22 protein-coding genes are annotated in these 26,109 nt (G+C 44.7%); 13 read left to right on the top strand and 9 right to left on the bottom strand.

Annotation, left to right across the window (positions count from 1 at the left end; genetic code table 11):
- Window positions 1-28: 28 nt before the first annotated feature.
- Entirely contained in the window at window positions 29-970 is a 942-nt protein-coding gene (locus MKX36_RS20380; protein WP_340865485.1) for a polysaccharide deacetylase family protein, read from the top strand.
- Window positions 971-1,033: 63 nt separating this feature from the next.
- Entirely contained in the window at window positions 1,034-1,510 is a 477-nt protein-coding gene (locus tag MKX36_RS20375) for an RNA polymerase sigma factor (protein WP_031462211.1), read from the top strand.
- A gap of 131 nt (window positions 1,511-1,641) precedes the next feature.
- On the opposite strand, the gene MKX36_RS20370 is transcribed toward MKX36_RS20375, so the two are convergent.
- From MKX36_RS20370 to MKX36_RS20330, 9 genes are all read right to left on the bottom strand, one after another.
- Window positions 1,642-2,922, bottom strand: a complete 1,281-nt coding sequence (locus MKX36_RS20370; RefSeq protein WP_340865484.1) for an apiosidase-like domain-containing protein — start codon at window positions 2,920-2,922, stop codon at window positions 1,642-1,644.
- Window positions 2,923-2,997: 75 nt separating this feature from the next.
- Window positions 2,998-4,299, bottom strand: coding sequence for a PTS sugar transporter subunit IIC (locus MKX36_RS20365; RefSeq protein WP_025365798.1), 1,302 nt, complete (start codon window positions 4,297-4,299; stop codon window positions 2,998-3,000).
- Between the two features lie 154 nt (window positions 4,300-4,453).
- Window positions 4,454-4,753 (bottom strand): PTS sugar transporter subunit IIB, encoded by a 300-nt coding sequence (locus MKX36_RS20360; RefSeq protein WP_019688563.1) that lies wholly within the window; start codon window positions 4,751-4,753, stop codon window positions 4,454-4,456.
- Window positions 4,750-5,106, bottom strand: a complete 357-nt coding sequence (locus MKX36_RS20355; RefSeq protein WP_340865482.1) for a PTS lactose/cellobiose transporter subunit IIA — start codon at window positions 5,104-5,106, stop codon at window positions 4,750-4,752. The genes MKX36_RS20360 and MKX36_RS20355 overlap by 4 nt, the downstream gene beginning before the upstream one ends.
- Before the next feature lie 187 nt (window positions 5,107-5,293).
- Window positions 5,294-7,240: a BglG family transcription antiterminator gene (locus tag MKX36_RS20350; protein WP_340865481.1), complete on the bottom strand. Its 1,947-nt coding sequence runs from the start codon at window positions 7,238-7,240 to the stop codon at window positions 5,294-5,296.
- A 130-nt stretch (window positions 7,241-7,370) separates the two neighbouring features.
- Window positions 7,371-8,912 (bottom strand): glycerol kinase GlpK, encoded by a 1,542-nt coding sequence (gene glpK, locus MKX36_RS20345; RefSeq protein WP_025365794.1) that lies wholly within the window; start codon window positions 8,910-8,912, stop codon window positions 7,371-7,373.
- Window positions 8,913-8,927: 15 nt separating this feature from the next.
- Window positions 8,928-9,863, bottom strand: coding sequence for a transketolase family protein (locus MKX36_RS20340; protein ID WP_340865479.1), 936 nt, complete (start codon window positions 9,861-9,863; stop codon window positions 8,928-8,930).
- A gap of 3 nt (window positions 9,864-9,866) precedes the next feature.
- Window positions 9,867-10,712 (bottom strand): transketolase, encoded by an 846-nt coding sequence (locus MKX36_RS20335; RefSeq protein WP_340865478.1) that lies wholly within the window; start codon window positions 10,710-10,712, stop codon window positions 9,867-9,869.
- A gap of 23 nt (window positions 10,713-10,735) precedes the next feature.
- The gene (locus MKX36_RS20330; protein WP_340865476.1) at window positions 10,736-12,196 is read right to left on the bottom strand and encodes an L-fucose/L-arabinose isomerase family protein; all 1,461 of its coding nucleotides are present in this window, start codon (window positions 12,194-12,196) and stop codon (window positions 10,736-10,738) included.
- A 427-nt stretch (window positions 12,197-12,623) separates the two neighbouring features.
- Between MKX36_RS20330 and MKX36_RS20325 the strand changes: the two genes are divergently transcribed.
- From MKX36_RS20325 to MKX36_RS20275, 11 genes are all read left to right on the top strand, one after another.
- Entirely contained in the window at window positions 12,624-14,063 is a 1,440-nt protein-coding gene (locus tag MKX36_RS20325) for a 6-phospho-beta-glucosidase (protein WP_290405081.1), read from the top strand.
- Window positions 14,064-14,338: 275 nt separating this feature from the next.
- On the top strand, window positions 14,339-15,169 hold the full coding sequence (gene licT / locus MKX36_RS20320; RefSeq protein ID WP_016819962.1) for a BglG family transcription antiterminator LicT: 831 nt from the start codon (window positions 14,339-14,341) through the stop codon (window positions 15,167-15,169).
- Window positions 15,170-15,417: 248 nt separating this feature from the next.
- The gene (locus tag MKX36_RS20315; RefSeq protein ID WP_340865475.1) at window positions 15,418-17,307 is read left to right on the top strand and encodes a beta-glucoside-specific PTS transporter subunit IIABC; all 1,890 of its coding nucleotides are present in this window, start codon (window positions 15,418-15,420) and stop codon (window positions 17,305-17,307) included.
- Window positions 17,308-17,525: 218 nt separating this feature from the next.
- Window positions 17,526-19,016, top strand: coding sequence for an alanine/glycine:cation symporter family protein (locus MKX36_RS20310; RefSeq protein ID WP_290410130.1), 1,491 nt, complete (start codon window positions 17,526-17,528; stop codon window positions 19,014-19,016).
- Between the two features lie 152 nt (window positions 19,017-19,168).
- Window positions 19,169-19,774 carry a bifunctional transcriptional activator/DNA repair enzyme AdaA gene (locus MKX36_RS20305; RefSeq protein ID WP_016819965.1) on the top strand — a complete coding sequence of 202 codons (606 nt, stop codon included), beginning with the start codon at window positions 19,169-19,171 and terminating at the stop codon, window positions 19,772-19,774.
- Window positions 19,755-20,291, top strand: coding sequence for a methylated-DNA--[protein]-cysteine S-methyltransferase (locus MKX36_RS20300; protein WP_045244914.1), 537 nt, complete (start codon window positions 19,755-19,757; stop codon window positions 20,289-20,291). The genes MKX36_RS20305 and MKX36_RS20300 overlap by 20 nt, the downstream gene beginning before the upstream one ends.
- Before the next feature lie 11 nt (window positions 20,292-20,302).
- A complete protein-coding gene (locus MKX36_RS20295; RefSeq protein ID WP_340865472.1) occupies window positions 20,303-21,118 on the top strand; it encodes an SPL family radical SAM protein in 816 nt (271 codons plus the stop codon).
- Window positions 21,119-21,178: 60 nt separating this feature from the next.
- Window positions 21,179-21,796, top strand: a complete 618-nt coding sequence (locus MKX36_RS20290; RefSeq protein ID WP_044787948.1) for a DNA-3-methyladenine glycosylase family protein — start codon at window positions 21,179-21,181, stop codon at window positions 21,794-21,796.
- Window positions 21,797-21,815: 19 nt separating this feature from the next.
- Window positions 21,816-22,505 (top strand): DNA alkylation repair protein, encoded by a 690-nt coding sequence (locus MKX36_RS20285; RefSeq protein ID WP_019688551.1) that lies wholly within the window; start codon window positions 21,816-21,818, stop codon window positions 22,503-22,505.
- Window positions 22,506-22,574: 69 nt separating this feature from the next.
- Window positions 22,575-24,170: a response regulator transcription factor gene (locus MKX36_RS20280; protein WP_340865470.1), complete on the top strand. Its 1,596-nt coding sequence runs from the start codon at window positions 22,575-22,577 to the stop codon at window positions 24,168-24,170.
- 23 nt (window positions 24,171-24,193) lie between these two features.
- Window positions 24,194-26,050, top strand: a complete 1,857-nt coding sequence (locus tag MKX36_RS20275; RefSeq protein ID WP_340865469.1) for a sensor histidine kinase — start codon at window positions 24,194-24,196, stop codon at window positions 26,048-26,050.
- The last annotated feature ends 59 nt before the right edge of the window (window positions 26,051-26,109 follow it).

Below are 26,109 nucleotides of genomic sequence, written 5' to 3'. Positions count from 1 at the left end.
GCTTCTAGATTTTGGAGGAACATATACTATGGAAAAAAGCTATGTGCAAAATAGAACCAGAGCTCATCGGATGAAGAGGAAGAGAAGAAGACTACTGTTTATTATTATCATTTGTATTGTTCTAATTATTTTAAAACTCTTTGACATTTTCAGTAGTAAACCACAACCAGTCAAAACGATTGAATTTGCAGAAAAAATAGAATCCGTATCAACCGACAAATTAAATAACGAATCCAAAGGGAGCGAATTCCCTGTAAAAAATGTTTCGGGTGTTGAGGATGCTGCATTTGTTGAAAAGTACTTAAATCAGCAAATCCAAGGTCAAAAGCCCGATGGGATAGACGGTAAAAAGGTTGTCTATTTATCTTTTGATGATGGGCCATCAGTAACCGTGACGCCTAAGATTTTAGATGTTCTTAAAGAACAAAATGTAAAAGCGACGTTTTTTGTGGTCGGAAAAGCAGTCGAAGAAAATGAAGGTACTAAACATTTAACCAAAAGAATAGTTAAAGAAGGGCATGCTATCGGAAATCATACCTACTCACATGATTATGGTTATTTATATCCTAATCAGACTGTGAATTCGAGCATTTTTATGAGCGATATTGAAAAAACAAATCAAATTTTAAAGCGAATTTTGGGACAGGATTTTTCCACAAGAGTGATTCGATTTCCAGGTGGCCATGTGACGTGGCAGAGAAAGGATCCCAAAGGCATGGAAGCGTTAGATAAATTTTTACATGATAAGGATTATCATCAGATTGACTGGAATGTGTTGCCTAAAGATGCGGAAGGTACATCTAAGAATGCCGAGGAATTAATACACGAATTTATGAAGAGCATTGGGACTAGAGAAAAAGCAGTGGTACTCATGCATGACACTTACGGGAAGGAAGAAACAGCTAAAGCCTTGCCTGAAATCATAACATATTTAAAAAAGCAGGGATATGAATTTAAGACTATAAAGTAGCCAGTGTATTTTAAGTCAAGGGGAACACCGTAACCCATCGAAACAGAAAGGATAAGCAATAATATGGACATTAAAGATCTAGAAGATCTATATTTATCTCATAAATCAGAACTCCTTGGCTATCTTTTGAGAATAGTGCATAACAAACAGGATGCCGAAGATTTGTTGCATGAATGCTTTATTCGGTTTATAAGAGCTTCCCCTGATTTGCCCGAAGATCGTATTCGATTTTATCTTTTGAGAATTGCTAAAAATTTAGCCATAGATATAATAAGAAAGCGAAAAAAGATGGAGGAATATTTCTTGCGTAAGGAGCACGTCTACTATCACTGGGATACCCTCGATTTTGAAATTCAGGATGAGGTCGATCGAATTCTTTTGATGGCAAGTAATACCGAGCAAAGGACGGTACTTAAATTGCGTGTAGTCCAAGGATACTCCATAAAAGAAACGGCTAGAATTTTAAATAAGAGTGAAAATTCAGTGAAATCTTCGCTTCACAGAGCTTCCAAACGTATTAAATTGAGATATATTTCCTGACCACAATGGAGTGCTTGCTTTTTATAACAAGAAGTAAGACAAACAGTCCCGATGAGAAATCTCGATTGCGGGGCTGTTTGTACGTTGTACATAGTAGTTGAAATGATGAAAAAGGCGATAAGTAATCACGGTTATTTTCTTATGCCAATCAGCAAGACATCAGTTTCAAAATCATGCATCCCAATGATCGTGATTTGCTCTTGCACAGAGATTGAAGCTGTGCCAAAACGACGATTCTCCAGGTCAATGACCGTGAAGTCGTATTCACTCAAATCCACGTTTAGCTTCAGCACCGTGTTGATTGGAACGTAGATGGCGACCTTGATGTAATCGGCGCTTACAGCCGCACGAATTTCTTCCGTATTTTTAAGCACTATGTTCCAAGGCTGCATATCTGTAATTTCATATATCCCGAAGAGCCATTTGGCCAATCCGTAATCCCATGCCCCTTCAAACTTAAGTGCAGACTGCCAATCATATGGACTGTCGAATCCCTCCCCAGTTACACCAAAGCTTTTGCCTTTTCGATGCCAGCTCCAAATACCGTGGGCTCCATAGGTTATGCCCGCAGACGCCCCGGATAGAAGACTTTGCCAGGCTGCCTTACGAACATCGGCGCGGCTGAAGCGGCCATAGACTTTTCGACTGTAGCCCATTTGTTCATAACAGGGCTCCGAGTTGAGCACTGGTCGGGTGACAGGCTTATTGCAGAAATCCAGTGCGAGTGTATACGCCGTTGGTTGAAATTGTGAATTATGTCCTGACTGGTACATGTAAAAATCTAAATGGGGATCATCAATAAATTCCTCTGGCAGTGCCGCTAATCTTCCTTGAATATGCAGGGTAGTCAGACACTGCGGGCTGTGCTGTTTTATGGTATGGAGAGCAAGTCGGTAATATTGGTTGGCACGCTCGGAAGGGAAATCAGTGTCACCACTTATAATATAAATAGGGTAGAATTTGGAGAACCGATCGGCAATGTAACGTACATAAGGTTCCACTGCCTCAAGTGGCATTTTTTTCTCCTCACGAAGCTTGGCAGCCCAGGTATCCGGGATATAATTACACCATAGTAGAACCAGTGCAGGAACAAAGCCTCTGTTCACAGCCATTTCGATCATCGTCTCGGCTCTGGTAAAGTATTCTTCGTTCGGCATATAGAAATTGTAGCTGCCATCCTCGGCATATGCGAAAGGCTCATATTTCAAATCGCTGTCACTTGCATCCCATTGGCGCAGCAAATTGATTTGCAGGACATTAAAGCCCTGACTTTTCCGGTAATCCAGATAATAGGCCCATTCCTCCAGCGTAATGTTGGTAAATGCGCTCCAAACCGTATCCGCCAAATAAAAAAAGGGGTTCCCCTCATTCATGAAATATCGTTTGTTCTCAGCGATACTCAGTTGAATCAAAAGCTTCCTCTCCTAACGATTGTAATGGCAGAAACAGCGACCATGTATCCGTCCGCCGCTTCTGCTTTTTTTCTATTATAGAATAACAGGACTTGCTGTAGCTTCACTTGCTTGCTTGTCCAATTGCTCTTGCGCTTCGAGTTCCTTTTTCAGAGCCTGCTTGTCCAGCGCTCTAAAGAACGGGTAGTAGATCAGCATACTGATCGGAATGAGTACCAATTGTGCGGCGGCTAGTTTCCAACTGCCCTCAATGAAGCCCAGAGCAAAGATAGGGGTGCCGAAAGGCGGGTAAATTCCGATGGGTGCAGGCAACAAGCCGATGTTGGTGGCAATATAGCCGAGTACCGCACAAATGATGGGAGCAACGATAAACGGAATGGCTAGCAACGGGTTCAATACCATTGGAATTCCGAAGATCAGCGGCTCGTGAATGGAGAAAAAGGTACCCGGAAGACCGAGCTTGCCGATCGTGCGAAGCTGTTTGCTCTTGGCCAGGAAGACCAGTAGCAGAGCAAATCCAAGCATCGGTGCATAGTTGCAGTAGATGGACCAGAAGGCCAGACCGATAGTGTTCGGAAGTGGAGCGCCTGCCTGGAAAGCGTCAAGGTTGGCTAGATCCAGACTCATCCAGATGGGCTTAACGATAGCGAGTATAACAATTGCACCGTGAATTCCGAACATCCACAAAGCCTGCATAATGATTAGCGCGATAATTAAAGCGCCGAGTGATCCGCCCAACCCTTCCAGTGGTATTTGGAGATAAGTGTAGATAAAATCGTGAACTGTACCAAATGGGGTCTGCATGAACAAACCAGCAACGATAACAAACACAAGGGCTACTAAGACAGCTGGGATCAAGCCTGAGAAGGTTTTGACAACGGTAGGCGGGACCCCGTCAGGCATTTTAATCGTCCAATTGCGGTCAACAATCCAAATATACAACCTTGCAGCAATCAAACCGACGAGCATGGCAACGAACAATCCCTGCGCGCCGAGCCATTGAAGTGGCAAGGCACGAACTTTATCAAAGGTTTGGATCGGTGTAACGATAAGAAAAGAGAGAAGAGCGGTTGCCGCTGGCACAAGGGGGTCCTTGTCAAAAGCTTGCGCCAGTCTGTAGGCGATAAAAAATACCGCATACAGTGCAATGATGCCAGTGGTCATTGTCGATGCCAACCCGATTATAGCCTTTACGGGTGCAATAAGATTCTGGTAAGGCTCCCAAGCAAGTGCAGAGAAGAGGGTTGCAAATGCTCCGATAATCAGAAAAGGAAGGGTGGACATCAGCCCGTTGGAAATTGCGCTCATGTAACGGTTTTGCTGAATTGTACCCGCCACTTTTTGAAGCTTATAAGAGAATTTTTGTTGGCTAGCCATATTTATTCAACTCCTACGATAGGCTTTCATCCGCCTACATAATAACTTAGAGAACGCTTTCATTTGGCGAAACACCATGCAGAATATCATATATCGTTGCCCGATTTGACCAACCTTCTTGTTCGGTCTGGTGATGAGCATCTGACTCTGAGCTTTACAGCTTAAGCGCGTCTCCTAGCACTTTTTCGCCGTTCATCATTCCATAGTCTACTATATTGATAACACTTACCTTAATGCCTTTAGGTTCATATTTTGCCTTGAAATCATCCTGCAGGTAGCCGACCTGTGGTCCAATTAGCAGTACATCTGTCTTGTCAGCATATTCTTTAAACGAACTTTCGGAAGTCGCCCTAATTTCAACCTCAAGATTTTGCGCTTGTGCGGCCTTTTGCATTTTCTGTACCAACATACTTGTAGACATTCCTGCAGCACATACGAGTGTAATTTGTTTCATCCGTTGTTCCCTCCAATAGAAGTGTGGTTTGTGATTTCTTCATAACGATTCAATCTGTTGTAAAGCTCAATCATATGTCCCGCCAGATCTTTAGTTGTGATGGCTGACATAAGGTGATCTTGAGCATGTACCATAAGCAGTGTGACTTCGTGGGCGGTTCCGCCAGCTTCTTGTTGAATCAGTCTCGTTTGTGATTTATGAGCTTTAACCAATTCGGCTTTGCTTTCTTCAAGCCGCTCTGCCGCCAACTGGCTGTTACCCTTTTGAGCAAGAGCGATTGCTTCCATCGCTTTACTCTTGGCAACACCTGAGTTGGTGATAATTCCCATAATGATTTCTTGATACTCCTCCATCTCGTTCACCTCATGCTTTTTTCTCTTTAACTTACAGTTTCAGTGTATAGGTTTACTGCCAAGATCTAAACCCAAGTCTTTTCCGCCAGTAGCGGAAATTCATTCATTGCTGCTACTCTTCCAATTTAAAAAGCTCCGAAGCAGCACCTGTTCTGTGATATCAGCCGGATGCACTGCGGAGCTTGATTCAATACAGCTTATACTTAACGATAATCCTGGAGAATTCCTCGTACGTTTCGCAATTTAACATCTGCTGGACGATATCCGAATTGTCGACCAGTTCCATGAGATGGTTATACATTTTAGCGGGTGGCTCTTTACCGTTTCTTTCAATGCTGAGAAGACAGATGAACTGCACCGGTTTGTCGCCCCACTCGATAGGTTGTTGAAGGGTGCAGACCGCCCATACGGTTTGATTGCTTTGCGGAATGATAGGGTGAGGAATGGCTACCAAATTTCCGTAAGCCGTGGGTGCGGCCTGTTCTCGTTCCAGAACGAGTCCAATAAAACCTTCGGCAGAGCGGATCAGCCCTTCAGCATATATTTTTTGGCCCAGAAATGAGATGACCTCTTCCTTGGTGGTAAAATTTTGTCTCAGAAATACGAGTTCCTTCCGGATGTAGTGAAAATCAAACTCGGCTTCACCAGCCAGCAAACTTTCAATTTTATCCATATCGCTGCCGCCAAGAAGAGTATGCACGACCACGACTGGAACCGATAATGGCAGCTGAATGGGAATGGTGCTCACCACGAAATCAATGTCATGGAGGGGAAACTGCTGAAGCTTGTAATATTCCGTTGTACCCGCCACTTCAAGCGAGCTACCAAAAGTGCTTTGCAGTTTGTACTTGAGCAGCCGGGCGCTTCCGGCTCCTGAAGTGCAGACGACCAGACAGCGTTTTGGCCGGGTGTTCATACGCTGTCGTTCGATGGCTGCCCCGATATGAATGGCGAGATAGCCCATCTCTGCTTCCGGGATGGCAATATTCAGCTTGCTCTCGATCAGCTTGGCACCAATAACTCCCGCTTGAAAAGCCAGAGGGTAGTTGCTCTTGACATGATCCAGCATGGGGTTTCGGATGTTCATTCCATACTTTACCCGGTTCAGCGCTGGCTTCAGATGAAGGTAGATGCCTATGAGCAGTTCTGTATCACAGCTGATGTTCAGATTCAAATCCCTGTCGATCTCGGCGAGCATTTCCTTGCCCAGTTCAAAGAGGTTCCAGTCCAGCAGCTTCTCGGGTCCCATGTCCTCTATTTGGTGTCCTTCAATTCCGACAAACCACTTGTTTCCGGCAAGATGCATGGCAATGTAGGCGATTTCATCTTCGGGAAAAGACAACTGCAATTCCTTTTCGATCAGCTCGACAATATGCTCGGCAGCCCGAAATTCATCGGTGCCCCGTAGATCTCCTATTTCCGCCGAGAGCATAGCTACCTGGTTTCCGTCACGGATGCGCTTGCAGGCGATCGCAATGTGAATGGACAAATTGCTGAAGGCGATATCGGAGAGTGTTACTTCATATTTCTGAGTCTGTTCCAGAACGATTCCACAAATCAGCGTCATTTCGCGCGGGGTGACGATGCGTAGCGCTGCATGAAGTGTTCCGCCTTGTTCTTCGGAACGGCTCACAATAAACTCGGACAAGCAAAACCGAAGCTGGACTTCATCACCTTTCAGTTTGATTCCGTAATTTGGCCGTTTATCAATGGTGATTCCGTAGCTTTGTAGGGTTTGTTTAACCTCTTTGAAATCATTCTGCACCGTAGACTTGCTTATATATAGCTCATCTGCGAGGTCTTCCAGCTTCACATAATGATCAGCGAGCAGGAGACGCTTGATTAAATACAATTGCCGATAGCCGGGAGAACCTGGATCATCGGGCTCGCCGGACAGGAACAGCTGCTGCAGCAGCGCACGAAAGCTACGATGATCCGTAATTTTTATTTCATATCCCCTTGAACGAACAGGTTCAATTGCTGCCCCGTGCTTGGATAGAAATTCATCTAGTTCCCGGATATCGCTGCGAATGGTACGTGAAGTAACTTGAATCAATTTGGCGAGATAATCACTTTTGACGGGAGCATCGGCAGCCAGCAAGTACTGAAGAATTGAAACCATGCGTGCATTCATTCAAGGTTTCCCCCTTTCTGTAAAGCGGAATACATGCAGTGTACATAAAAAACCTCCGATTATCCAAGTGTAACACCTGTAAAATAATCGGAAGCTTGTAGTAAGCTCAAAAGTAAATGAGGAAGATTCATCAACAATTAGCGGAAGAAGATGGTGTAAGCGGTTGTTCTGAACGTATTACCATTTGCACTGCATTCTGCCAACCTGCATAAAGCCGCTGGCGGCTGACTTCATCCATACTAGGGGTGTAGTGCTCATACAGATTCTGATCAGAGGTATTTCCCGTGATGATGCCTTTAGGATCTGACCAGTATCCGACACCGAGACCGCCCAGATACACAGAACCCATTGCAGACAGCTCAGCACAGGTAGAGCGGGTAACATGGGTACCCAGAATATCTGCCTGAAACTGCATGAGCCAGCTGTTAGATGAGCCCCCGCCATCCGTACGTAAACTAGTAAGGGGGACACCGGATTGTTCACGTATAAATTGAACCGCATCTCTCACTTGATACCCGATACTCTCTAGCGCTGCGCGTACAATATGTGCTTTGCCGTTTCCACGGGTCATACCTACAATTGCAGCACGTGCAGAGGGATTCCAGTAGGGAGCACCTAAACCGACAAAAGCAGGGACCAGATATACGCCCTCATTGTCCTGCAATTCGGTGATCATGGATTGCATTTCCTCAAATGAAGAGAATAATCCTAAATTATCCCGTGTCCATTTTATACTGTCTCCGGTCGTACGTATAACAGCTTCCAATGCATAAGATACCTTTCCTGAAGCCCCCCAGGCAATCGTTGTAACCAAGCCTTCACCGCCCTGTACGGGTTGCGAACCAATATTCATAAGTACAGATGTTCCAGTCCCATATGTCGCTTTGGCATCGCCAGTATCGAAGCAACGATGCCCGTACAGTGCACCCTGTGAATCTCCGATTATCCCTGATATCGCTACTTGTTCGTCCCATAATTCCACTTCCTGTGTATAGCCATACAAGGCATCGGATGCTTTTACCTCAGGGAGCAGGGAGGAAGGAACACCGAATATACTGCACAACTCCATATCCCAAGCCAGAGTATGAATGTTAAAAAGGGAAGTCCGGCTGGCGTTACTGTAATCGGTTGCATGTATTTGACCGCCCGTAAGCTTCCATAGCAGCCAGCTGTCAATAGTCCCTGCAAGTAGTTTACCTTCAGCAAGCAATTGGGGGGCATGAGGTACATGTTCCAAAATCCAATTGAACTTGACGGCAGAGAAATAAGGATCGAGCATTAGACCTGTCTTGGAGCGTATAATATCTTCATAGCCAGTATTCTTCAACCGTGTGCAGACCTCTGCCGTTCGCTGGCATTGCCATACAATGGCATTATAGATAGGCAAGCCAGTAGAACGGTCCCAGATCAGAGCCGTTTCTCGCTGATTCGTAATGGTTACTGCGGCCAGCGAGGAAGGAGAAAGCCCTGCTTTCTCCAGTACGCCTTTCGCAGCAATAAGTACATTATGATATATCTCAAGCGGGTCGTGTTCAACCCAGCCCGGCTGTGGGTAATATTGTTTGTGCTCCAAAGAATAACGGGTAATCACTTCGCCTTGCTGATTAACCAGCAGTGTTTTGGTTCCGGAAGTGCTTTGATCGATCGCCAGAATATAGGTCTCGATATTCATTACAGCTACAGCTCCTTACTTGTTCATCAATTCGAGCACAATCTTGCTGATATTCTCAGAGGTAAGTCCATAATGTTCAAAGACTTCAGCTGTTTTGCCAGCAATCGCCGGCTCATCCGGTATGCCCAGCATTTTCATAGGAAGCGGTTGATGTTGAACAACCACTTCTGCTACAGCGGCACCCAAGCCTCCGAATACACTATGCTCCTCTACGGTGACAATACCTCCCGTTTCCCGGGCTGCGGCGATGATCGCTTCCTCATCAAGTGGCTTGATGGTGTGCATATTGAGAACACGAGCTTTAATACCCATCTGCCCTAGCAACTCAGCCGCATCCAGAATGATACGGACGGTCTCACCAGCGCCAATTAGGGTAATGTCTGATCCTTCTTGTAGGGTAACAGCTTTCCCAATCTCAAACGGATAATCATCGGACGGATAGACATCCTCAACAGCATTACGTCCGATCCTTACATATGCGCCTCCTTCATGCTGAACCAGCGCTTCGGTCATTTTCTTGGTTTCATGACGATCGGCGGGGAGTAAAACCATCAAACCAGGAATCGCTCTGGCGACAGCAATATCTTGGACAGAGTGGTGGGACATTCCTAGTGCACCGTAGCTAACACCACCGCTTATCCCAATCAGCTTTACATTGGTTCCGGAATAGGCTACATCTACCTTGATCTGCTCAATACTACGCATGCTCAGGAAGCAGGCAGGAGAGGTGACGAACGGCTTTTTACCGCTGTGTGCGAGTCCAGCAGACATACCGACGATATTTTGCTCGGCGATGCCTACCTCCACAAATTGTTCCGGATAGGCATCGGCAAAGGGAGCCATAGCAGCAGAGCCGCGAGAATCACTAGCCAACACCATAATATCCCGATCCTCTTTGGCAAGGCTAAGCAGCGTTTCACAGATGACCTGACGATTTGGGATTTTGTTCATTGTTTATCTCACCTGTCCTTCCCCGGATAATTCGTCTATTTCTTGTGTCAGTTCCGCCAGTGCGCGTTCAAGTTCATCATCACTTGGAATACGGTGATGCCAGCCTGGAACACCCTCGGTAAAGGATACACCTTTTCCCTTGATCGTGTTTGCCAGCACCAACGTTGGTTTGCCTTCAATTTCAGGGACATTGCGGAATGTATGGATCAGTTCCTCCATGCTGTTGCCGTCAATGGAGATCACGTTCCAGCCGAAAGCGGCCCACTTTTCCTCCAGCGGTTCAAGTCCCATAACCTCCTCGGTTGTACCGCTAATTTGCAGGCCGTTGCGGTCAATGATACCGACAAGATTATCCAGTTTGTAATGGGCACCTGCCATAGCAGCTTCCCAATTGGAGCCTTCCGCTTGCTCCCCGTCACCCATGAGACAGAATACACGGTAGGATCGCCCGTCACGCTTGGCAGCCAGTGCTATACCGACTGAGATGGGGAGGCCATGGCCCAATGCGCCTGTATTCATTTCAATACCGGGAACTTTATTGTTCGGATGCCCAATCAGACGGGTTCCGAACTGGCTATAGGTTTCCAGTTCTTCTTTAGGGAAGAAACCAAGGTCTGCCAGAATACACCATAAAGACTCGACGGAATGTCCCTTGCTGGCAATAAAGCGGTCACGTTCCTCCCATTTAGGATTAGTGATATCAATATTCATGATTTCGTAGTATAGGGCGGTGAGTATATCCGTATTGCTCAGCGAGCCTCCTGTATGCCCTGTTTTGGCACGATGAATAATGGTGAGCAGGTCCTTACGGATTTGTGCGGCTTTGATTTTCAAGTCTAGGATTTCCATAGTGCCCTCCTGAAATAATATAGTTAAACCAGAATACCCGACTTGGTGACAGCGAGATCGGAACCACGCAACCAGCGTTGAATTTCCTGTTCGGTAGGATCTACCGGATCTGTCGTGACACCTGGAAGGTAATTGCAGGCCTCGTACAGAGCCGGGATGACATTAGCATGAATGCCAACAGAGTGATGGACGTAAGGACCTTTGACGAGCTTTTCTTCCCATAACGGCCAGTCGTTGACCTCTACCCAGACATACGAGCCGCGGGTATAAGGTCCCTCAATTCCTTTAGCTTTGCCGAGGAAAATGGAATAATCTCCATGATCACCATCAAAACGGGCGATGGTCATGCCGCCGCCTTTGATTTGTCCTTCATGTGTGCCTGGTGCGTGATCATCGAATAGGAAGTGCTTGCGTAGTTTGGGCTTGTTCTCAATAGACATGGATACTGGAAAGTTCCCGCAGTGGAAAAGAAGCTCTCCATTTTCGTTCTCGGGGTGACGTACCGTAATATCAGCAAAAAAAGTAGGAAGTTCGTTCATCGCAGCCGCTTGCACCATAACTGATGTAATTGCTCCGTGAATATCGGTTTCGCAGGTGACCGGAATTTGTTCATCTGTCAAAATGGCATTGGCCAAACAAGGCATAATCCCCATGGCTTCCTGGAGGGAGGACCAGCATTGGATGGCGATGGCTGTACTTCCGGTTTCGATAGCATAGGATTTCATGGCTACTTTAAGTGCAGCGATGCGTCTGATATCTTCTTCGGTGACTTCACTGTAGTCCAGCTTCTCTTTGATATAATCAATCGCTTCTGAAAGTTCAGCACTGCTCCCGGCTGCAATTTTCTTTGAACGGAGCTGAATATCTACTAGCGTAATTGGATGAATCTCAATACCGAATCGCTCCAACAGCTCCCCTTCATTGCAGATCATAGTCCAAAAGGAAGCAGGACGAGGACCTATCTGGAGAATTCGTAAACTTTTGAACTGTCGTACTACATTGGCAGCCGAGATAAAATTGTTAAAGCCTCGTTCAAATACCGGATCGGCTACACGACTGTTTGTGATATAGGTAAAAGGGACATTAAAGCGGCGAAGCACCTTTCCGCTAGCGAACAATCCACACTGGGTGTCCCGTAATCTCATGCCGTCGGCCAACGGAGCCTCATCACGTGGACCCCACAATAGAACCGGCTTGCCAAGTGCCTTGCCCACACGGGCAACCGTATCCTCGGTACCAAAATTACAGTGGGGGAAGAAAACGGCGTCCACTTCCTCTTCCTTGAAACGTTTGATAATCAAGTCCGCATTAATATGGTCGTCATACAGCAAACCTTCCTCATTAAGCCCTTCCAAATCCACGATATCAATGTTCATTCCGAAGCTCTCGATTTGTTGGCGAATGGCAACTTTGTAGCGGAATGCATCTTCAGCACTGAAGGTGAATCGTCGAGTAGGCGCATAACCCAGTTTCAGCTTTTTCATGAATAACTCTCCTTGTACTAGAAGTAAACAAATTAAAATTTCACTAAACAAAACTAAATTGTAGTGGATAAATTATATAAATTTTTATTTTCAAAGTCATCGTATCACCTCTGTAAACCGCTGTCAATTAGCTTGTTTATAAAAAATTAGTTGTTTAGTTTAGTTATTTTGCGAAAATAAACTAAAAATTCGTATTTTGTTTAGAGTGAATAACGTATGTATCATATCTATTAAATTTGACAGGCTCCTAAATCTTTGTTAGAGTTTCAATCAAATATGAATAACCTTTTCATGGGATGTTACCGTTAGGGCATAACCTGAATCGGCTTGTTTACACCGCAAGTGTAACCAGGCTGGTTTGGGTTTTTTTATTATTCATCTCCCTTTCTGTACACCCTTTTATCACACATTTGGAAGGAGAACGTTTATGTCCAGTTATATTTTTCCTAAAGACTTTTTATGGGGCGGTGCTCTTGCAGCCAACCAGGCCGAGGGGGCTTATTTGGAAGACGGTAAAGGATTGAGCCTGGTGGATCTGCTGCCTACCGGAGAGAAGAGAAGAAGCATAATGAAAGGGAATGTTCCTTCGCTAACCCCACTTGAAAGCGAATTCTATCCTTCCCATGAAGCCATTGACTTCTATCACCAATATCGCGAGGATATTGCACTATTTGCGGAAATGGGTTTCAAAGCACTGCGTGTTTCCATTGCCTGGGCTCGTATTTTTCCAACTGGAGAAGACGCTACTCCCAATGAAGCGGGGCTGCAATTTTACGATGATTTGTTCGACGAGTTGCATAAACACGGCATTCAGCCGGTTGTAACCCTCGCTCATTTTGACGTGCCAGTAGCTCTGATCGAGAAATACGGAAGCTGGCGCAGCCGTAAATTGGTAGGTTTGTTCGAAACCTATGCCAAAACCGTATTCACTCGTTACAAGGATAAAGTGAAATACTGGATGACGTTTAATGAAATCAACATGCTGCTCCACTTGCCGTTTCTCGGTGCCGGGCTTGTATTCCAAGAAGGCGAAAACGTTAAACAAATTCAGTACCAGGCTGCGCATCATCAGCTTGTTGCAAGCGCGCTGGCTGTAAAAGCATGTCACGAGATCATTCCAGATGCGAAAATTGGCTGTATGCTTGCTGCTGGAAGCTTCTATCCGTATACATGTAATCCCGAAGATGTGTATCAGGGGATGGAAAAAGACCGCGAGTCCTACTTCTTCATTGATGTACAGTCACGCGGCGAATATCCTGGTTATGCCAAACGCTTCTTCAAGGATCATGGACTAAACATCGAGATGGAATCCGGCGACGCAGCCATTTTGAAAGACCATACCGTCGACTACATCGGATTTAGCTATTATTCGAGCCGGACAACCAGCACAGACCCGGAAGTTGTCAAAAATATGACCAGTGGTAATGTATTCGGTTCCGTGGCTAATCCATATTTGGACAAATCCGAATGGGGCTGGACGATCGATCCAAAAGGATTCCGCATTACAGCCAACCAATTGCATGACCGCTACCAAAAGCCTCTTTTCGTAGTGGAAAATGGCTTTGGTGCCAATGACGTGGTTTCACCTGAAGGAGAAGTGAATGACGATTACCGAATCGACTATCTCAAGCGACATATTGCTGAAATGGGCGAGGCTCTTCAAGACGGCGTCGAAATTATCGGTTACACCAGCTGGGGACCTATTGATATTGTCAGCGCATCCTCTGGAGAAATGAAAAAACGCTATGGTTACATTTATGTAGACCGTGACAATGAAGGCAACGGTACGTTGAAACGTATTAAAAAGAAAAGCTTTGACTGGTATAAAAACGTAATTCATTCCGATGGTGAAAATCTCGGCGAATAGTCGTACGACAAGAAAATAGGATCGGACGTCCTGAATCAACGGGAATTTCCGATCCTCGTTTCTCAATTGAAAGCGTTGACAATCGTTCCTTTTCGGGCTATACTTGACGCAATTCCATCATTTTTAGGATTGTTACTGCAGAGCAGGCAAAACCTAAGCCACGAATAAGCGGATTTTACAGTCTTGTTTATTTGGCGTGCTTCGGTTTTTTTTGTTTGCAATAAAGTGGATGGAGCATGAGTGGCTCTTGCTGGCATATGGAACGGGGGATCGAGATGAATATAGCAAAGGTCATCAACAACAATGTAATTAGTGTTTACCAGACAGACGGTACTGAACTCGTAGTCATGGGTCGGGGGATTGCTTTTAAGAAAAAGCCTGGAGACACAGTAGATGAAACCAGAATTCAGAAGGTATTTGCGCTGAAAAACAAGCAGACATCCGATAACTTCAAAATGCTGCTGCGCGAGGTACCGCTGGATTTGATTGTGATTGTGGAGGAAGTCATTAATGACGCCAAGCATAATCTGAACAGAAAGCTGAACGAAAATATTTATGTTTCTCTGACCGACCATATCAATTTCGCTATTGAAAGGTACCGGGAAGGACTAGAAATCAAAAACGCGTTATTGTGGGAAATCAAGCAGCTGTACAAGGAAGAATTCGCGATTGGTCTAAGAACGCTGGAACAAATCAAACAAAAGCTCGCTATTGAACTGCCTGTGGATGAAGCGGCTTATATTGCCCTTCACATTGTGAATGCTGAAATGAATGAGGAAGTCATTACGACCATGAGCATTACGAAGTTTATCCAGCAAATTATCAATATCGCAAAATACCACTTTAAGGTTGATTTTGACGAGGATTCTCTAAGTTATTTCCGCTTTATTACGCATCTGAAATTTTTCGCTCAGCGCGTATTTAAGGGAAATCACTATGAAAATAACTATGATCATTTATATGACTTGATTAAGGAAAAGCACAAGGATGCAGCCGCTTGTACGGAGAAAATCGGAACTTTCGTTAAAAAAGAATACAATCATGAATTAACGAACGAAGAAAAGCTGTATTTGACTGTGCATATTGAACGAGTAGTGAACAGATAAGCTAAACTTTTTATTCGAAAAGAATCAAAACAAATGTTTAAATGTTTTTGTTGACAAATATGGTATATTAAATGTATTATGTGAGTAACAGGAATTTAATAAGTTTTAACTGGGATTGTTACTGGTTATGCAGGCAAAACCTAAGTCATGAAAAATCGCGGGACTCAAGTGCCCACCATTTTTCAAGGCTTAGGTTTTTTGTGTGCCTAAATATGTAAAAAGCCCCTTAGAACATGGAGGTGTCCATCATGAGTTATGAAAAACTGGCTAAAGAAATTGTGCACCTGGTAGGCGGGGAAAAAAATGTAGTATCGCTCGTACACTGCGCCACGCGCCTGCGTTTTGTGCTAAAAGATGAGGCGAAAGCAGATAAGGCAAAGCTGGAGAAAACCGATGGAATTATTACGGTCAAGCAGAGCGGTGGCCAGTTCCAGGTTGTGGTCGGCAACAAAGTACCAGAAGTATACAATGCCATCGGCCAAGTATCCAACATTTTGAATGAAACTGGAAAAGAAGAGAACTCAACTAAAGGCAAAAAAGGATTTGGCGCTGTAATTGACGTAATTTCCAGCATTTTTGCACCATTGCTTGGAGTTATGGCGGGGTCCGGTATTTTGAAAGGTCTGCTGCTGATTGCGAGCAACCTCGGCTGGTTGGTTCCGAAAGACACTACTTATATGATTTTGTATGCTGCGGCCGACAGCTTGTTTTATTTCCTGCCGCTCTTGTTAGCGGTTACAACGGCACGGAAATTCGGAGGTAATATCTTCGTTGCTTTGACCATTGCCGGAGGGCTGCTTTACCCGACGATTGTCACGCTGAAAACAGAAGGTACAGCAACAGACTTTTTCGGTATTCCTATTGTGATGATGAGTTATTCATCAACCGTTATCCCGATTATTTTAGCCGTTATCGTCATGAGTAAGCTGGAAAAATGGTGCAATCGACTGATCCATGAGAGCGTCAAAAACTTTATTACACCTTTGATTCTACTTGTAATTATGCTTCCTCTGACCCTGATGGTCTTTGGTCCAGTCGGAGTGTATGTGGGCAATGCAATCGCCACCGCACTCGTTGCTGCGTTCAGCTTTAGTCCGCTGCTGGCTGGAGCAATTCTCGGTGCTTGCTGGCAGTTGCTCGTTATTTTCGGTGTTCACTGGGGTCTTGTACCTGTATTTATTAATAACATTGCTGTTAACGGCAGAGACGGTATTAAGCCTGCTGCTTCGGCTTCCATCTTTGCTCAAACCGGTGCAGCGTTTGGTGTCATGCTGAAAACGAAAAATAAAAAGCTGAAAACGCTGGCAGGTTCTGCTACACTTACTGCGTTGTTCGGTATCACAGAGCCAGCGGTCTATGGGGTTACGCTGCCACTGAAGCGCCCGTTTATTGCCGGTGTTATCGGCGGTGCTGTCGGTGGTGCCATTATCGGTCAAGCAGGGACGCAAGCATTCGCTTCCGGCGCACCTGGATTGCTGACCTTGCCGATCTTTTACGGTCCTGGCGGACAAGGCTTCCCGGGATTGATTCTAGGGATTACTGTTTCATTCTTGGTTTCGGCTATCTTGACTTATATTTTAGGCTTCGAAGATCCAGTTGAAGAGGAAGAAACCACTGACAACTCGGCTAAAGAATCGACTTCTACAGTTACCGTTTCTAACGAAGAGGTGCTAAGCCCGATTGAAGGAACGGTGGTCGCTCTGTCGGAGGTTCCCGATCCTGCATTTGCTGCGGAAGCTATGGGTAAAGGTATCGCCATCCAGCCGACAACAGGCAGAGTCGTAGCTCCGTTCGACGGAACTATTACTGTAGCGTTCAAGAAAAAGCATGCGCTGGCAGTGGTTTCACATCATGGCGCAGAAGTTCTAATCCACGTTGGGGTAGATACGGTCAAGCTGGACGGTAAACATTTTACTTCCTATATCAAAGAAGGCGATCAAGTAAAAGCAGGAGATTTGCTACTCGAATTTGATGTTGAGCAAATCAAGGCAGAGGGTTATCCTACGATTACGCCAGTTATCATCACAAATTCTTCTGAATATACGGAAATCCTCCCCATCCCTCAAGGGCAGGTAACGGAGCAGGCACCGTTGTTGAAACTGTCTAGCGCTCCAAATGAGCAAGCAGGCAACGCCTGAAATCTTAAATAAGGACCAAGCTCTGATGATCCATATTCTCGGATCATCAGAGCTTTTTTGTCGTCCTATTATGCCGAATAAGGCTATTTGTAATTGACAATATGTCAATTAAATTAGCTTGTACGGTTGTAAAAACTAATCTATAATTTTTTGTAATTATGCAAATTTTCTGAAAACATAGACTAGATGAATTGATGGATCAGGGGGAAATGCAAGGAATGTTAGAGAAGTGGGCAGAGGCAGTAAATGGTGTCATTTGGAGCAATCCTGTGGTATATGTCTGTTTGGGCGTGGGGCTATTATTTTCAATCATGACTCGATTTTTACAAATTAGGCATTTCAAAGAGATGATTCGCCTTGTCTTTAAAGGAAAAAGCTCAGAGGCAGGCGTTTCTTCTTTTCAAGCCTTTACGATGGCGCTATCGGGACGTGTAGGGACGGGGAACATTGCTGGGATTGCATTGGCAGTCGGTATGGGGGGGCCTGGAGCGATATTTTGGATGTGGGTCATGGCCTTTATCGGGTCGGCTACTGCGTTTGTTGAATCTACACTGGCTCAGGTATATAAGGTAAAGCGTGATGGTCAGTACCGAGGCGGCCCGGCTTTTTATATTGAAAAAGGAACAGGCTTAAAATGGTTTGCCGTTATTTTTGCGGTAGTAGCGTTGGTCGCTATGTGTTTGTTGATGCCAGGAACTCAATCGAACTCCATCGCCGTAGCTTTTCATAGTTCGTTTGGTATGGATATGAAGGTTTCTGGGATATTAGTGGTCGTGTTGCTGGCGCTTATCATTTTTGGTGGTGTCAAAAGAATTGCCAATGTGGCTCAGGTTGTCATACCGTTTATGGCACTGGGCTACATCCTTGTCTCTTTCTACATTATGATGACGAACATTACTGCACTTCCCGAGGTATTTGCCCTGATCTTTCGCAGTGCTTTTGGTGTAGATTCAGTGTTCGGAGGTATAGCAGGGACAGCCATTGCTTGGGGTGTAAAACGAGGCATTTATTCTAATGAAGCGGGACAAGGCTCTGGTGCGCATCCGGCAGCCGCAGCAGAAGTGTCCCATCCGGCAAAACAGGGGCTGGTTCAGGCCTTTTCCGTATATGTAGATACTTTTTTAGTCTGTACGTCTACGGCTTTCATGGTATTGTTTACAAATATGTACAACGTGAAGGGACCAGGTGGGGGTTATATTGTGCAGCATCTCCCGGGTGTTGAAGAAGGAACCCAATATACACAGGCTGCTATTGAATCGGTATTCCCGGGTTTTGGCTCAAGTCTCTTGTCCATAACCTTGTTCTTTTTCGCATTTACCACCATTATTGCGTATTATTACATCGCTGAAACGAATATGGCCTACCTGGTTGCCGACCGTAAAGCCAAATGGCCTATGTTCCTGTTAAAGTTGGTAATTCTGGGTTCGACGTTTTATGGAACGGTCGTCAAAGAATCGGCCTTGGCATGGACACTAGGGGATATGGGCGTCGGTATTATGCTTTGGGTCAATCTGATTGCTATGATTCTCCTGGCCAAGCCTGCGCTTCTCGTGCTCAAGGATTACGAGCAGCAGCGGAGGCAGGGGCTAGACCCGGTATTTGATCCGAAGCAGGCGGGAATTTCAAATGCAGATTATTGGTCACGGGAATATCAGCTTCCTTCAGATGAGTTGACGATCACAGTTGAACCGGGTAAGATTCAAGCCTAAATAAGATAGATTACTACATTTAAAGATGGCTCCTTGTGGGTCATCTTTTTTCATTATCTTGCCTTTACATTCCAAAAGGGGTACATATGTTCACTGTTTAGTTTATAATTTAGATATGAGACAGGGTACATTGCACAAGAGGGGGGATTGAAATGAGAACATCCGATTTATCCATAACAGACGAGAAGTGGAGAGCTATTATAGAAAATGACAAGTCGTATGACGGGGTATTTTTGTATGCTGTGAAGACAACGAAAATATTTTGTCGCCCCTCCTGCAAATCCCGACCTCCTAAAAGAGAGAACATCCGTTTATTTATATCAGCAGAGCAGGCTTTGGCTGAGCATTTTCGTCCATGCAAAAGATGTAAACCAACAGGACAACGATTGCCTGATCACGACTGGATCGCAGGAGTTACAGAATACGTAGATTCGAATTATATGAAGGACTTAACATTGCACGTCCTGGCAGAGATCAGTCATGGAAGTCCGTACCATTTACATCGTACCTTCAAGCGAATCATGCATGTAACTCCGATGGAATATATACAGCGTACGAGGTTGGAACAAGCGAAGAAGCTGCTTATTTGCTCACAACAATCTGTTGCGGAAGTGGGGGAGAACGTAGGTCTGTCCAATACCCCTTACTTTATTACGTTGTTTAAAAAGAATATAGGCTACACTCCATTGCAATATCGCCAACTCGAATCCATAGCAACTCAAAAAGGAGATACACAGCATGGTATATCAAATGAATAAAACGATCTATTGGTCATTATTGGCACATGAGGATTGGAATTTATACATTGCAGCTACATCGGAAGGATTATGTTATGTTGGTTCGCTTAATCAAACTGTTGAGGAATTGATTGTATGGGCAGGAAGTCGATTTCCCGGCAGTCCTTTAGTTGAAGAGGATACCATTTTACAGCTCTATGCCAAGGAGTTGATTGAATATTTCCAAGGGGAGCGTACACATTTTACATTCCCTTTTGACTTTCATGGAACTGCATTTCAAATAGCTGTGTGGAACGCGCTGTGTAATATTCCGTATGGGGAGACACAATCCTATTCAGACATTGCCAACGCGATTCAAAAGCCGAACTCTGTTCGTGCGGTTGGTACCGCTATCGGTGCTAATCCGATTTTGGTCACCATCCCTTGTCATCGGGTCATTGGTAAGAATGGAGCTTTGACCGGATATCGTGGGGGGCTGGACATGAAGGTGAAGCTTTTGCAGCTTGAAAAGAATCACACACACAAACCAATACAGTAGTGAGGTCAGGTATGAAAAATGAGTATTACAAATCCCCCAAGACTCTTTTGAATAAAGGGACTGGCTTCTTGTCAGGGTATACACACTCGTTGAACCCGTATACCGGCTGTACCTTTGGTTGCTCGTATTGTTATGTACGCCAATTGCCAGTCTCTACGTTTCGGAAGGAAGCTTGGGGAACATGGGTTGATATTAAAAAAGAGGCGGCTGATATTCTTCGTAAGGAGCTTCGTAGGGCCAAATCCAAAGGTAAAGTTACGATTTTTATGTCGTCAAGCACAGATCCTTATCAGCCGGCCGAGTACAAACAAGAGGTGACCCGATCTCTGCTGGAAGTGATGGTGGAAGATCCACCGGATTTTCTCTTTGTACAGACGCGTAGTCCGCTTGTACGACGGGATATTGATTTATTGCTCCAATTGAAGGAACGTGTACGTGTGAGTATCACGGTAGAAACAGACCACGAGGATATACGCAAACATTTCACCCCGGAGGCTCCTCCCATCCAGGCTCGTCTCCAAACACTGCAACTTTTAAAAGAGGCAGGTGTACCGACGCAAGCTACCATTGCTCCGATGCTGCCAAGCAGTGAGCATTTTGCAAACAAGCTCGTGTCTCTGGTCAACCGTGTCTGTATAGATGATTATTTTATGGGAGACGGCAGCGGGGGAAGGCGGACGCGTAGCTTGAACATTGGTGTGCTGTATGAGTCATTGGGGCTGGAGGAATGGTATCACCCTGCTGCGTATAAGGCGGTTTATGAGCGTTTTCTTCAGGTTTTTCCGAAAGAACAGCTCTATGTGAGCAAAGAAGGATTCGAACCCTGATATGTAAGCAACTATGCCATTAAATGAAGAGTTCACCTTACAGGGGGAGCGTGAGAACCAATGGAAACGGTAATGACCAAAAACTTTGACTATGGTGAAAAGGAAATCAACTACCTGAAGACGGTAGATACCGTACTTGGTACAGCTATAACGCAAATGGGCAAGGTAGAACGGGTAATCATTCCCGACCTGTTTGCAGCGCTTGTTCATGCGATTGTGGGGCAGCTTATTTCCGCCAAGGCGGTTCAGACCATATGGACAAGGATGCAGGAAAAATTAGGAGCGATCACTCCACAAAATATAGCCGTTCAGACAGCTCAGGATATTCAAAACTGTGGCATCACCATGAAAAAGGCAGCATGTATTCTGAATATAGCCCAAACGATCGAGCAGGGATTGTTGGATTTACAGGAGTTGTATGAGTTTTCCGATACACAGGTGATCCAGAAATTATCCTCGCTGCAAGGGATAGGCCCTTGGACGGCTGAAATGATGCTGATTAATTGCATGGAACGTCCAGACGTCGTCAGTTGGGGCGATATGGCTATTCGGCGGGGAATGATGAAGTTGTACCATTTAGATACACTGACCAAGCAGCAATTTGAGGAGTATCGCCGAGTGTATTCGCCTTATGGTTCAGTGGCCTCCATTTATTTGTGGAGCATTTCATTTCGTTAACAAACAGGGAGTGGAAAATATGGAGAAGACCATCAGAGAACAGATATTGTCACATGTGGATACAGATTTTCAGAAATTTACGGCTGCATTGCTTCCGACGATTAATAATGTGCTGGGTGTGCGTCTGCCAGTGCTGCGTAAGCTGGCTCAAGATATTGCCAAGGGAGATTGGCGTCTCTATCTGGAGACCGCTGAAAGTGAACACTTTGAAGAAGTGATGCTGCAAGGTATGGTGATTGGTTCTGTTAAAACAGATATTGAGGAAGTCTTGAGTTATACCGCCAAGTTTGTTCCTAAAATTGATAATTGGTCCGTATGTGACAGTTTCTGTGCCGGATTGAAAATTACGAAGCAACATAAAGAAAGAGTATGGGATTTTATTCAGCCCTATCTGTTTTCTAAGAAAGAATATGAGATTCGGTTTGGGGTGGTTATGCTTCTGAATTTTTTTATTGAGGAACAGTATATTAACCGGGTGCTTACTTTGCTAGATCAGACCCATCGGGAAGATTATTATGTACAAATGGCGGTAGCATGGGCGATATCTATCTGTTATATCAAGCTGCCAGAGGTAACGACGGCGTATTTAAGTCATAATACATTAGATGATTTTACTTTCAATAAAGCTTTGCAAAAAATCACAGAATCATACCGGGTGGATCAGGCCACAAAAACGACCATTCGTAGTATGAAGCGAAAAAGAAATTAGGATGGGTCCCCGCCTGTAAGTGTTATACTGAAAAAACATACGTGTATAAGACCGACAGGAGGGGAGTCTGTGAATTCGATCCCGCTGGGAGTGCTTGTTGTAGATGATGAAACTAGGCAGCGTCGTGGGTTGGCTGCCATGATCCGGGATTTACGTCCAGAATACGAGGTATGGGAAGCCAAGAATGGGAAAGATGCTTTGACCATTTCATTATCCCAGCCGATCCAGATCGTTTTTACAGATATTCAAATGCCGATTATGAATGGGATTGAATATCTACAACAATTGAGAACATCGGGTCAGCATGAGACCAAAGTTATTTTAGTGACAGTCTACCAGGAATTTAGCTATGCACAGCAGGCGGTACGGTACGGAGCGAATGATTATTTGGTGAAACCGGTGCAATCACAGCAGCTTATTGAAGTGATTCAACAAATGGAGAAGATCATTGTAGAGGAGCAGGGAGCACTCGGTGAAAATCGAACAGCGTTGAATCAGATCGAGCAAAGCATGCCTGCATTTGTGGAGCATTTGTTTAGCAGATGCGTGACAGACAAGTTACAGCCTAACGAGAAAAGCTTATTAAAGAGTTACTTTGGATGGCAGGGGATAGGAGAAGTTCTTGCGTTGGGGACATCTGCATCCCGCCCGGAGGATATATATGCGTGGGATTCTAAGCTACGAAACGCGGTTGTTGAAATATTGCGACCGTGGGCATCTGCTGTCGTGTTCCCACTTGAAACCCCTAAAGAGCATATGGTCGTTGTAGTGAATTGGAGGGAAAGGGATGAAGGCAAGGAGGCCAAAAGCGCACTTCAAGCTGGACTGAAAAAGATGGAGCAGCAGCAAGCTATCTCCATTTGGTTTGCTTGGGGTCAGCCTTTTGATTTCGATGAAATGCAAATAAGCCAATCTCACGAAAAGGCTGTTCGCCTTATCTCCATGCGATTTTATACACCTCACACCAGATGTTTGAACCTTGTCGTTTTAGATGATGAACAGTCGATACAGGAAATGAGCGCTCATGAACAGATAGCCTTTCTGAAATCCATTGAAAGCGCTATCTCTAATCGGAAGCCCGATCAGCTATTGGAACGGGTGCAACATTTCATTGGACGAATGACGCAAGGGTATCCTCCACCTGATGCGCTTAAAGCTAAATTAATACACCTTCTGCTAGTTAGTTTACCACGGTTAAATATAGGGTGGAGTGAGGAAGTCTACTCACGTTACTCGGAACAGTTGAACCGAGCTGTCGAAGAGGCCACATCTCTCCAAAATCTTGAGGATCGTATTGCAGGATGGTTAAAAGAGCTGATTCTTGAGCTTGATGGCAGCTCCAAAGGTGAACCCATCATGAAAAAATGCAAGGAATTTCTGGATACACATCTACATGAAGACCTAAGTCTGGAGATTGTGGCCCGGCGCTTTCACTATAATGCGTCCTATTTTAGCATTCTGTTCAAAAACTATTTTGGGCTCTCGTTCACGGAATATATGGTGAAGCTCAGAATGCAAAAGGCTCAGCACTTACTGCTGCATACAGACGCCAAGGTCGCAGAAATTAGTAGACAGGTTGGTTATAAAGATACCAAGTACTTCTTTAAAGTGTTCAAAAAAAACGTTAAGCACACACCCGAGGAGTTTCGTAGGAAATTCATTTAATCGTTAGGTGAAAGGAAGATACAATGCGCCAAGTCAAATATATATATCAAAAATTTTTGGACAGTAGCTTTCGTACGAAGTTGATGCTGTCCTATTTTTTGTTGTCTGGTTTCATCGTTTTGATCCTGGGCTTTGTCTACTTCGAAACCAGTGCGCGGAATATTACTGCAAACGTAACAGATAGCGTTACAAGTGTATTGCGTAGCAATAACCAGCTGCTGGATAACAAGCTGACAGCTATTCAAAAAACTGTGGATATGATTCCAATTGATCATGATCTTTTACAGACTATCACAGACGTGGATACTACGGATTCTTCATCGCTTTTACGAGCTGATCGCAGCATTACGAAAATTTTGTACAGATACTTTGGCAATATAGAGGAAGTATACGCTTCTCAGATTATGACGCAAAAGTATGCATACGGAAGTACAGAGCGGATGTATATTCCCGTTCTGCCGTTCTATTCTTCTCCCTTGGCGACAACGGCGGTACAAGCAGAGGGGGCTACCAGGTGGATTCCTGCCTATTCGTATGCCGACACCTTTCATCAGCAGGATTTAAAACAAGGTTCCTATGATTTTAGCTCTTTATTTGCTGTGGTTAAGCAGCTTCATTTGACTGCATTAGATGATGCTGGAACCTTCCATACGCTTCCTGAAGGAAAGGAAAAGCCTATACTTATATTGAATTTCCGGCCTGATTTGTTAAAGGATGGTTTTGAAGATTATGCAGCCCGCAGCGGATTTGCACATCTATCCTACGGTATGATTCACGATAACAACGGGATAGTCATGAGCTCAGATCGACAGCAACAAACGGGGGAGCCCGTGGCGGATTGGCTGAAGAATGCCATTACTTCAGAACAAGGGACAAAAATGGTAAACGTGAAGGGTCAAAGTATACTACTGGTTTACGAAGCGATGAAGACGACGGGCTGGGTATCATATATAGCCATTCCCATGGAAGATGTACTGGGGCATTTGTCAACGATTCGTACCTACACCTTGTTCTTTTTAGGCTTTATGATGCTCATTGCTGTCATCCTTGCTTATTTGCTGTCGGTATACATCAGTAAGCCCATCACGGATATGAAACAGGCGATGAAGGTAATGGAGAAGGGACATTTTGATATTCGAATTCCTGAACGCGGCTATGATGAATTGGGGGATCTGGTGATCCGATTTAATCAAATGAATGAGAAAATTAAAGATTTGATCGAAGAAAATTACAAATCACGTCTGCGAGCCAAAGAATCGGAGTTAATGGCACTTAATTTACAGCTTAATCCCCATTTTTTGTATAACACCTTAACGACAATGTATTGGATCGCATTAGAACATAAACAACAGGAACTGGGCCGATTGATCATTAGTCTGGCGGAAATGCTGCAAATTACGACTCGAAACAAAAACGAGACCTGGAGCCTGGAAACCGATCTGAATTGGCTGGAAAAATACATTTATATTATGCAAAATCGCTTTGAGAACAAGTTCACAGTGGAGTATGATATTGATCCCATTTTACTTCAGATGGAGGTTCCCAAACTCTTCTTGCAGCCTTTTGTGGAGAATTCAATTATTCACGGCTTCGCCGAAATGGAATCAGGTGGTCGGATTAAGATCACAGCCTGGGTCGAAAAGCAATTGGTGTGCTTTAAAGTCGAGGATAATGGATTAGGAATTCAAGAAGATCATATACGTCGAATTCAAACTGGTGAAGTCCGGTCAACGGGCATTAAAAATGTAGACAGAAGAGTACGGCTGTTATATGGGATGGAATATGGGGTTGCGCTCCATTCACCAGAAGGTAAAGGGGCATTTGTCCTGATCCGAATCGGAGAAACGCATATATCTAATCAAATGACACCAATCCAATGAGAGTACGACTTTCAAAAATGTAAGCGTTTGCTAGAATAAATTTAGTGACGAAGCAACAA

Source organism: Paenibacillus sp. FSL W8-0439 (genome assembly GCF_038008995.1).
In the GTDB taxonomy this organism is placed as follows: domain Bacteria; phylum Bacillota; class Bacilli; order Paenibacillales; family Paenibacillaceae; genus Paenibacillus; species Paenibacillus polymyxa.
Note: the sequence above shows the minus strand (reverse complement) of the source record. Positions and strands in the feature narration are given on the sequence as shown.

Coding starts and splice junctions, on each gene's coding strand:
- MKX36_RS20305 (WP_016819965.1), top strand. CDS start 19,169: ATGAGAACATCCGATTTATCCATAACAGACGAGAAGTGGAGAGCTATT.
- MKX36_RS20340 (WP_340865479.1), bottom strand. CDS start 9,863: ATGAACAAAATCCCAAATCGTCAGGTCATCTGTGAAACGCTGCTTAGC.
- MKX36_RS20315 (WP_340865475.1), top strand. CDS start 15,418: ATGAGTTATGAAAAACTGGCTAAAGAAATTGTGCACCTGGTAGGCGGG.
- MKX36_RS20360 (WP_019688563.1), bottom strand. CDS start 4,753: ATGAAACAAATTACACTCGTATGTGCTGCAGGAATGTCTACAAGTATG.
- MKX36_RS20325 (WP_290405081.1), top strand. CDS start 12,624: ATGTCCAGTTATATTTTTCCTAAAGACTTTTTATGGGGCGGTGCTCTT.
- MKX36_RS20300 (WP_045244914.1), top strand. CDS start 19,755: ATGGTATATCAAATGAATAAAACGATCTATTGGTCATTATTGGCACAT.
- licT (WP_016819962.1), top strand. CDS start 14,339: ATGAATATAGCAAAGGTCATCAACAACAATGTAATTAGTGTTTACCAG.
- glpK (WP_025365794.1), bottom strand. CDS start 8,912: ATGAATATCGAGACCTATATTCTGGCGATCGATCAAAGCACTTCCGGA.
- MKX36_RS20355 (WP_340865482.1), bottom strand. CDS start 5,106: ATGGAGGAGTATCAAGAAATCATTATGGGAATTATCACCAACTCAGGT.
- MKX36_RS20375 (WP_031462211.1), top strand. CDS start 1,034: ATGGACATTAAAGATCTAGAAGATCTATATTTATCTCATAAATCAGAA.
- MKX36_RS20310 (WP_290410130.1), top strand. CDS start 17,526: ATGTTAGAGAAGTGGGCAGAGGCAGTAAATGGTGTCATTTGGAGCAAT.
- MKX36_RS20380 (WP_340865485.1), top strand. CDS start 29: ATGGAAAAAAGCTATGTGCAAAATAGAACCAGAGCTCATCGGATGAAG.
- MKX36_RS20275 (WP_340865469.1), top strand. CDS start 24,194: ATGCGCCAAGTCAAATATATATATCAAAAATTTTTGGACAGTAGCTTT.
- MKX36_RS20350 (WP_340865481.1), bottom strand. CDS start 7,240: ATGAATGCACGCATGGTTTCAATTCTTCAGTACTTGCTGGCTGCCGAT.
- MKX36_RS20330 (WP_340865476.1), bottom strand. CDS start 12,196: ATGAAAAAGCTGAAACTGGGTTATGCGCCTACTCGACGATTCACCTTC.
- MKX36_RS20295 (WP_340865472.1), top strand. CDS start 20,303: ATGAAAAATGAGTATTACAAATCCCCCAAGACTCTTTTGAATAAAGGG.
- MKX36_RS20335 (WP_340865478.1), bottom strand. CDS start 10,712: ATGGAAATCCTAGACTTGAAAATCAAAGCCGCACAAATCCGTAAGGAC.
- MKX36_RS20285 (WP_019688551.1), top strand. CDS start 21,816: ATGGAGAAGACCATCAGAGAACAGATATTGTCACATGTGGATACAGAT.
- MKX36_RS20290 (WP_044787948.1), top strand. CDS start 21,179: ATGGAAACGGTAATGACCAAAAACTTTGACTATGGTGAAAAGGAAATC.
- MKX36_RS20365 (WP_025365798.1), bottom strand. CDS start 4,299: ATGGCTAGCCAACAAAAATTCTCTTATAAGCTTCAAAAAGTGGCGGGT.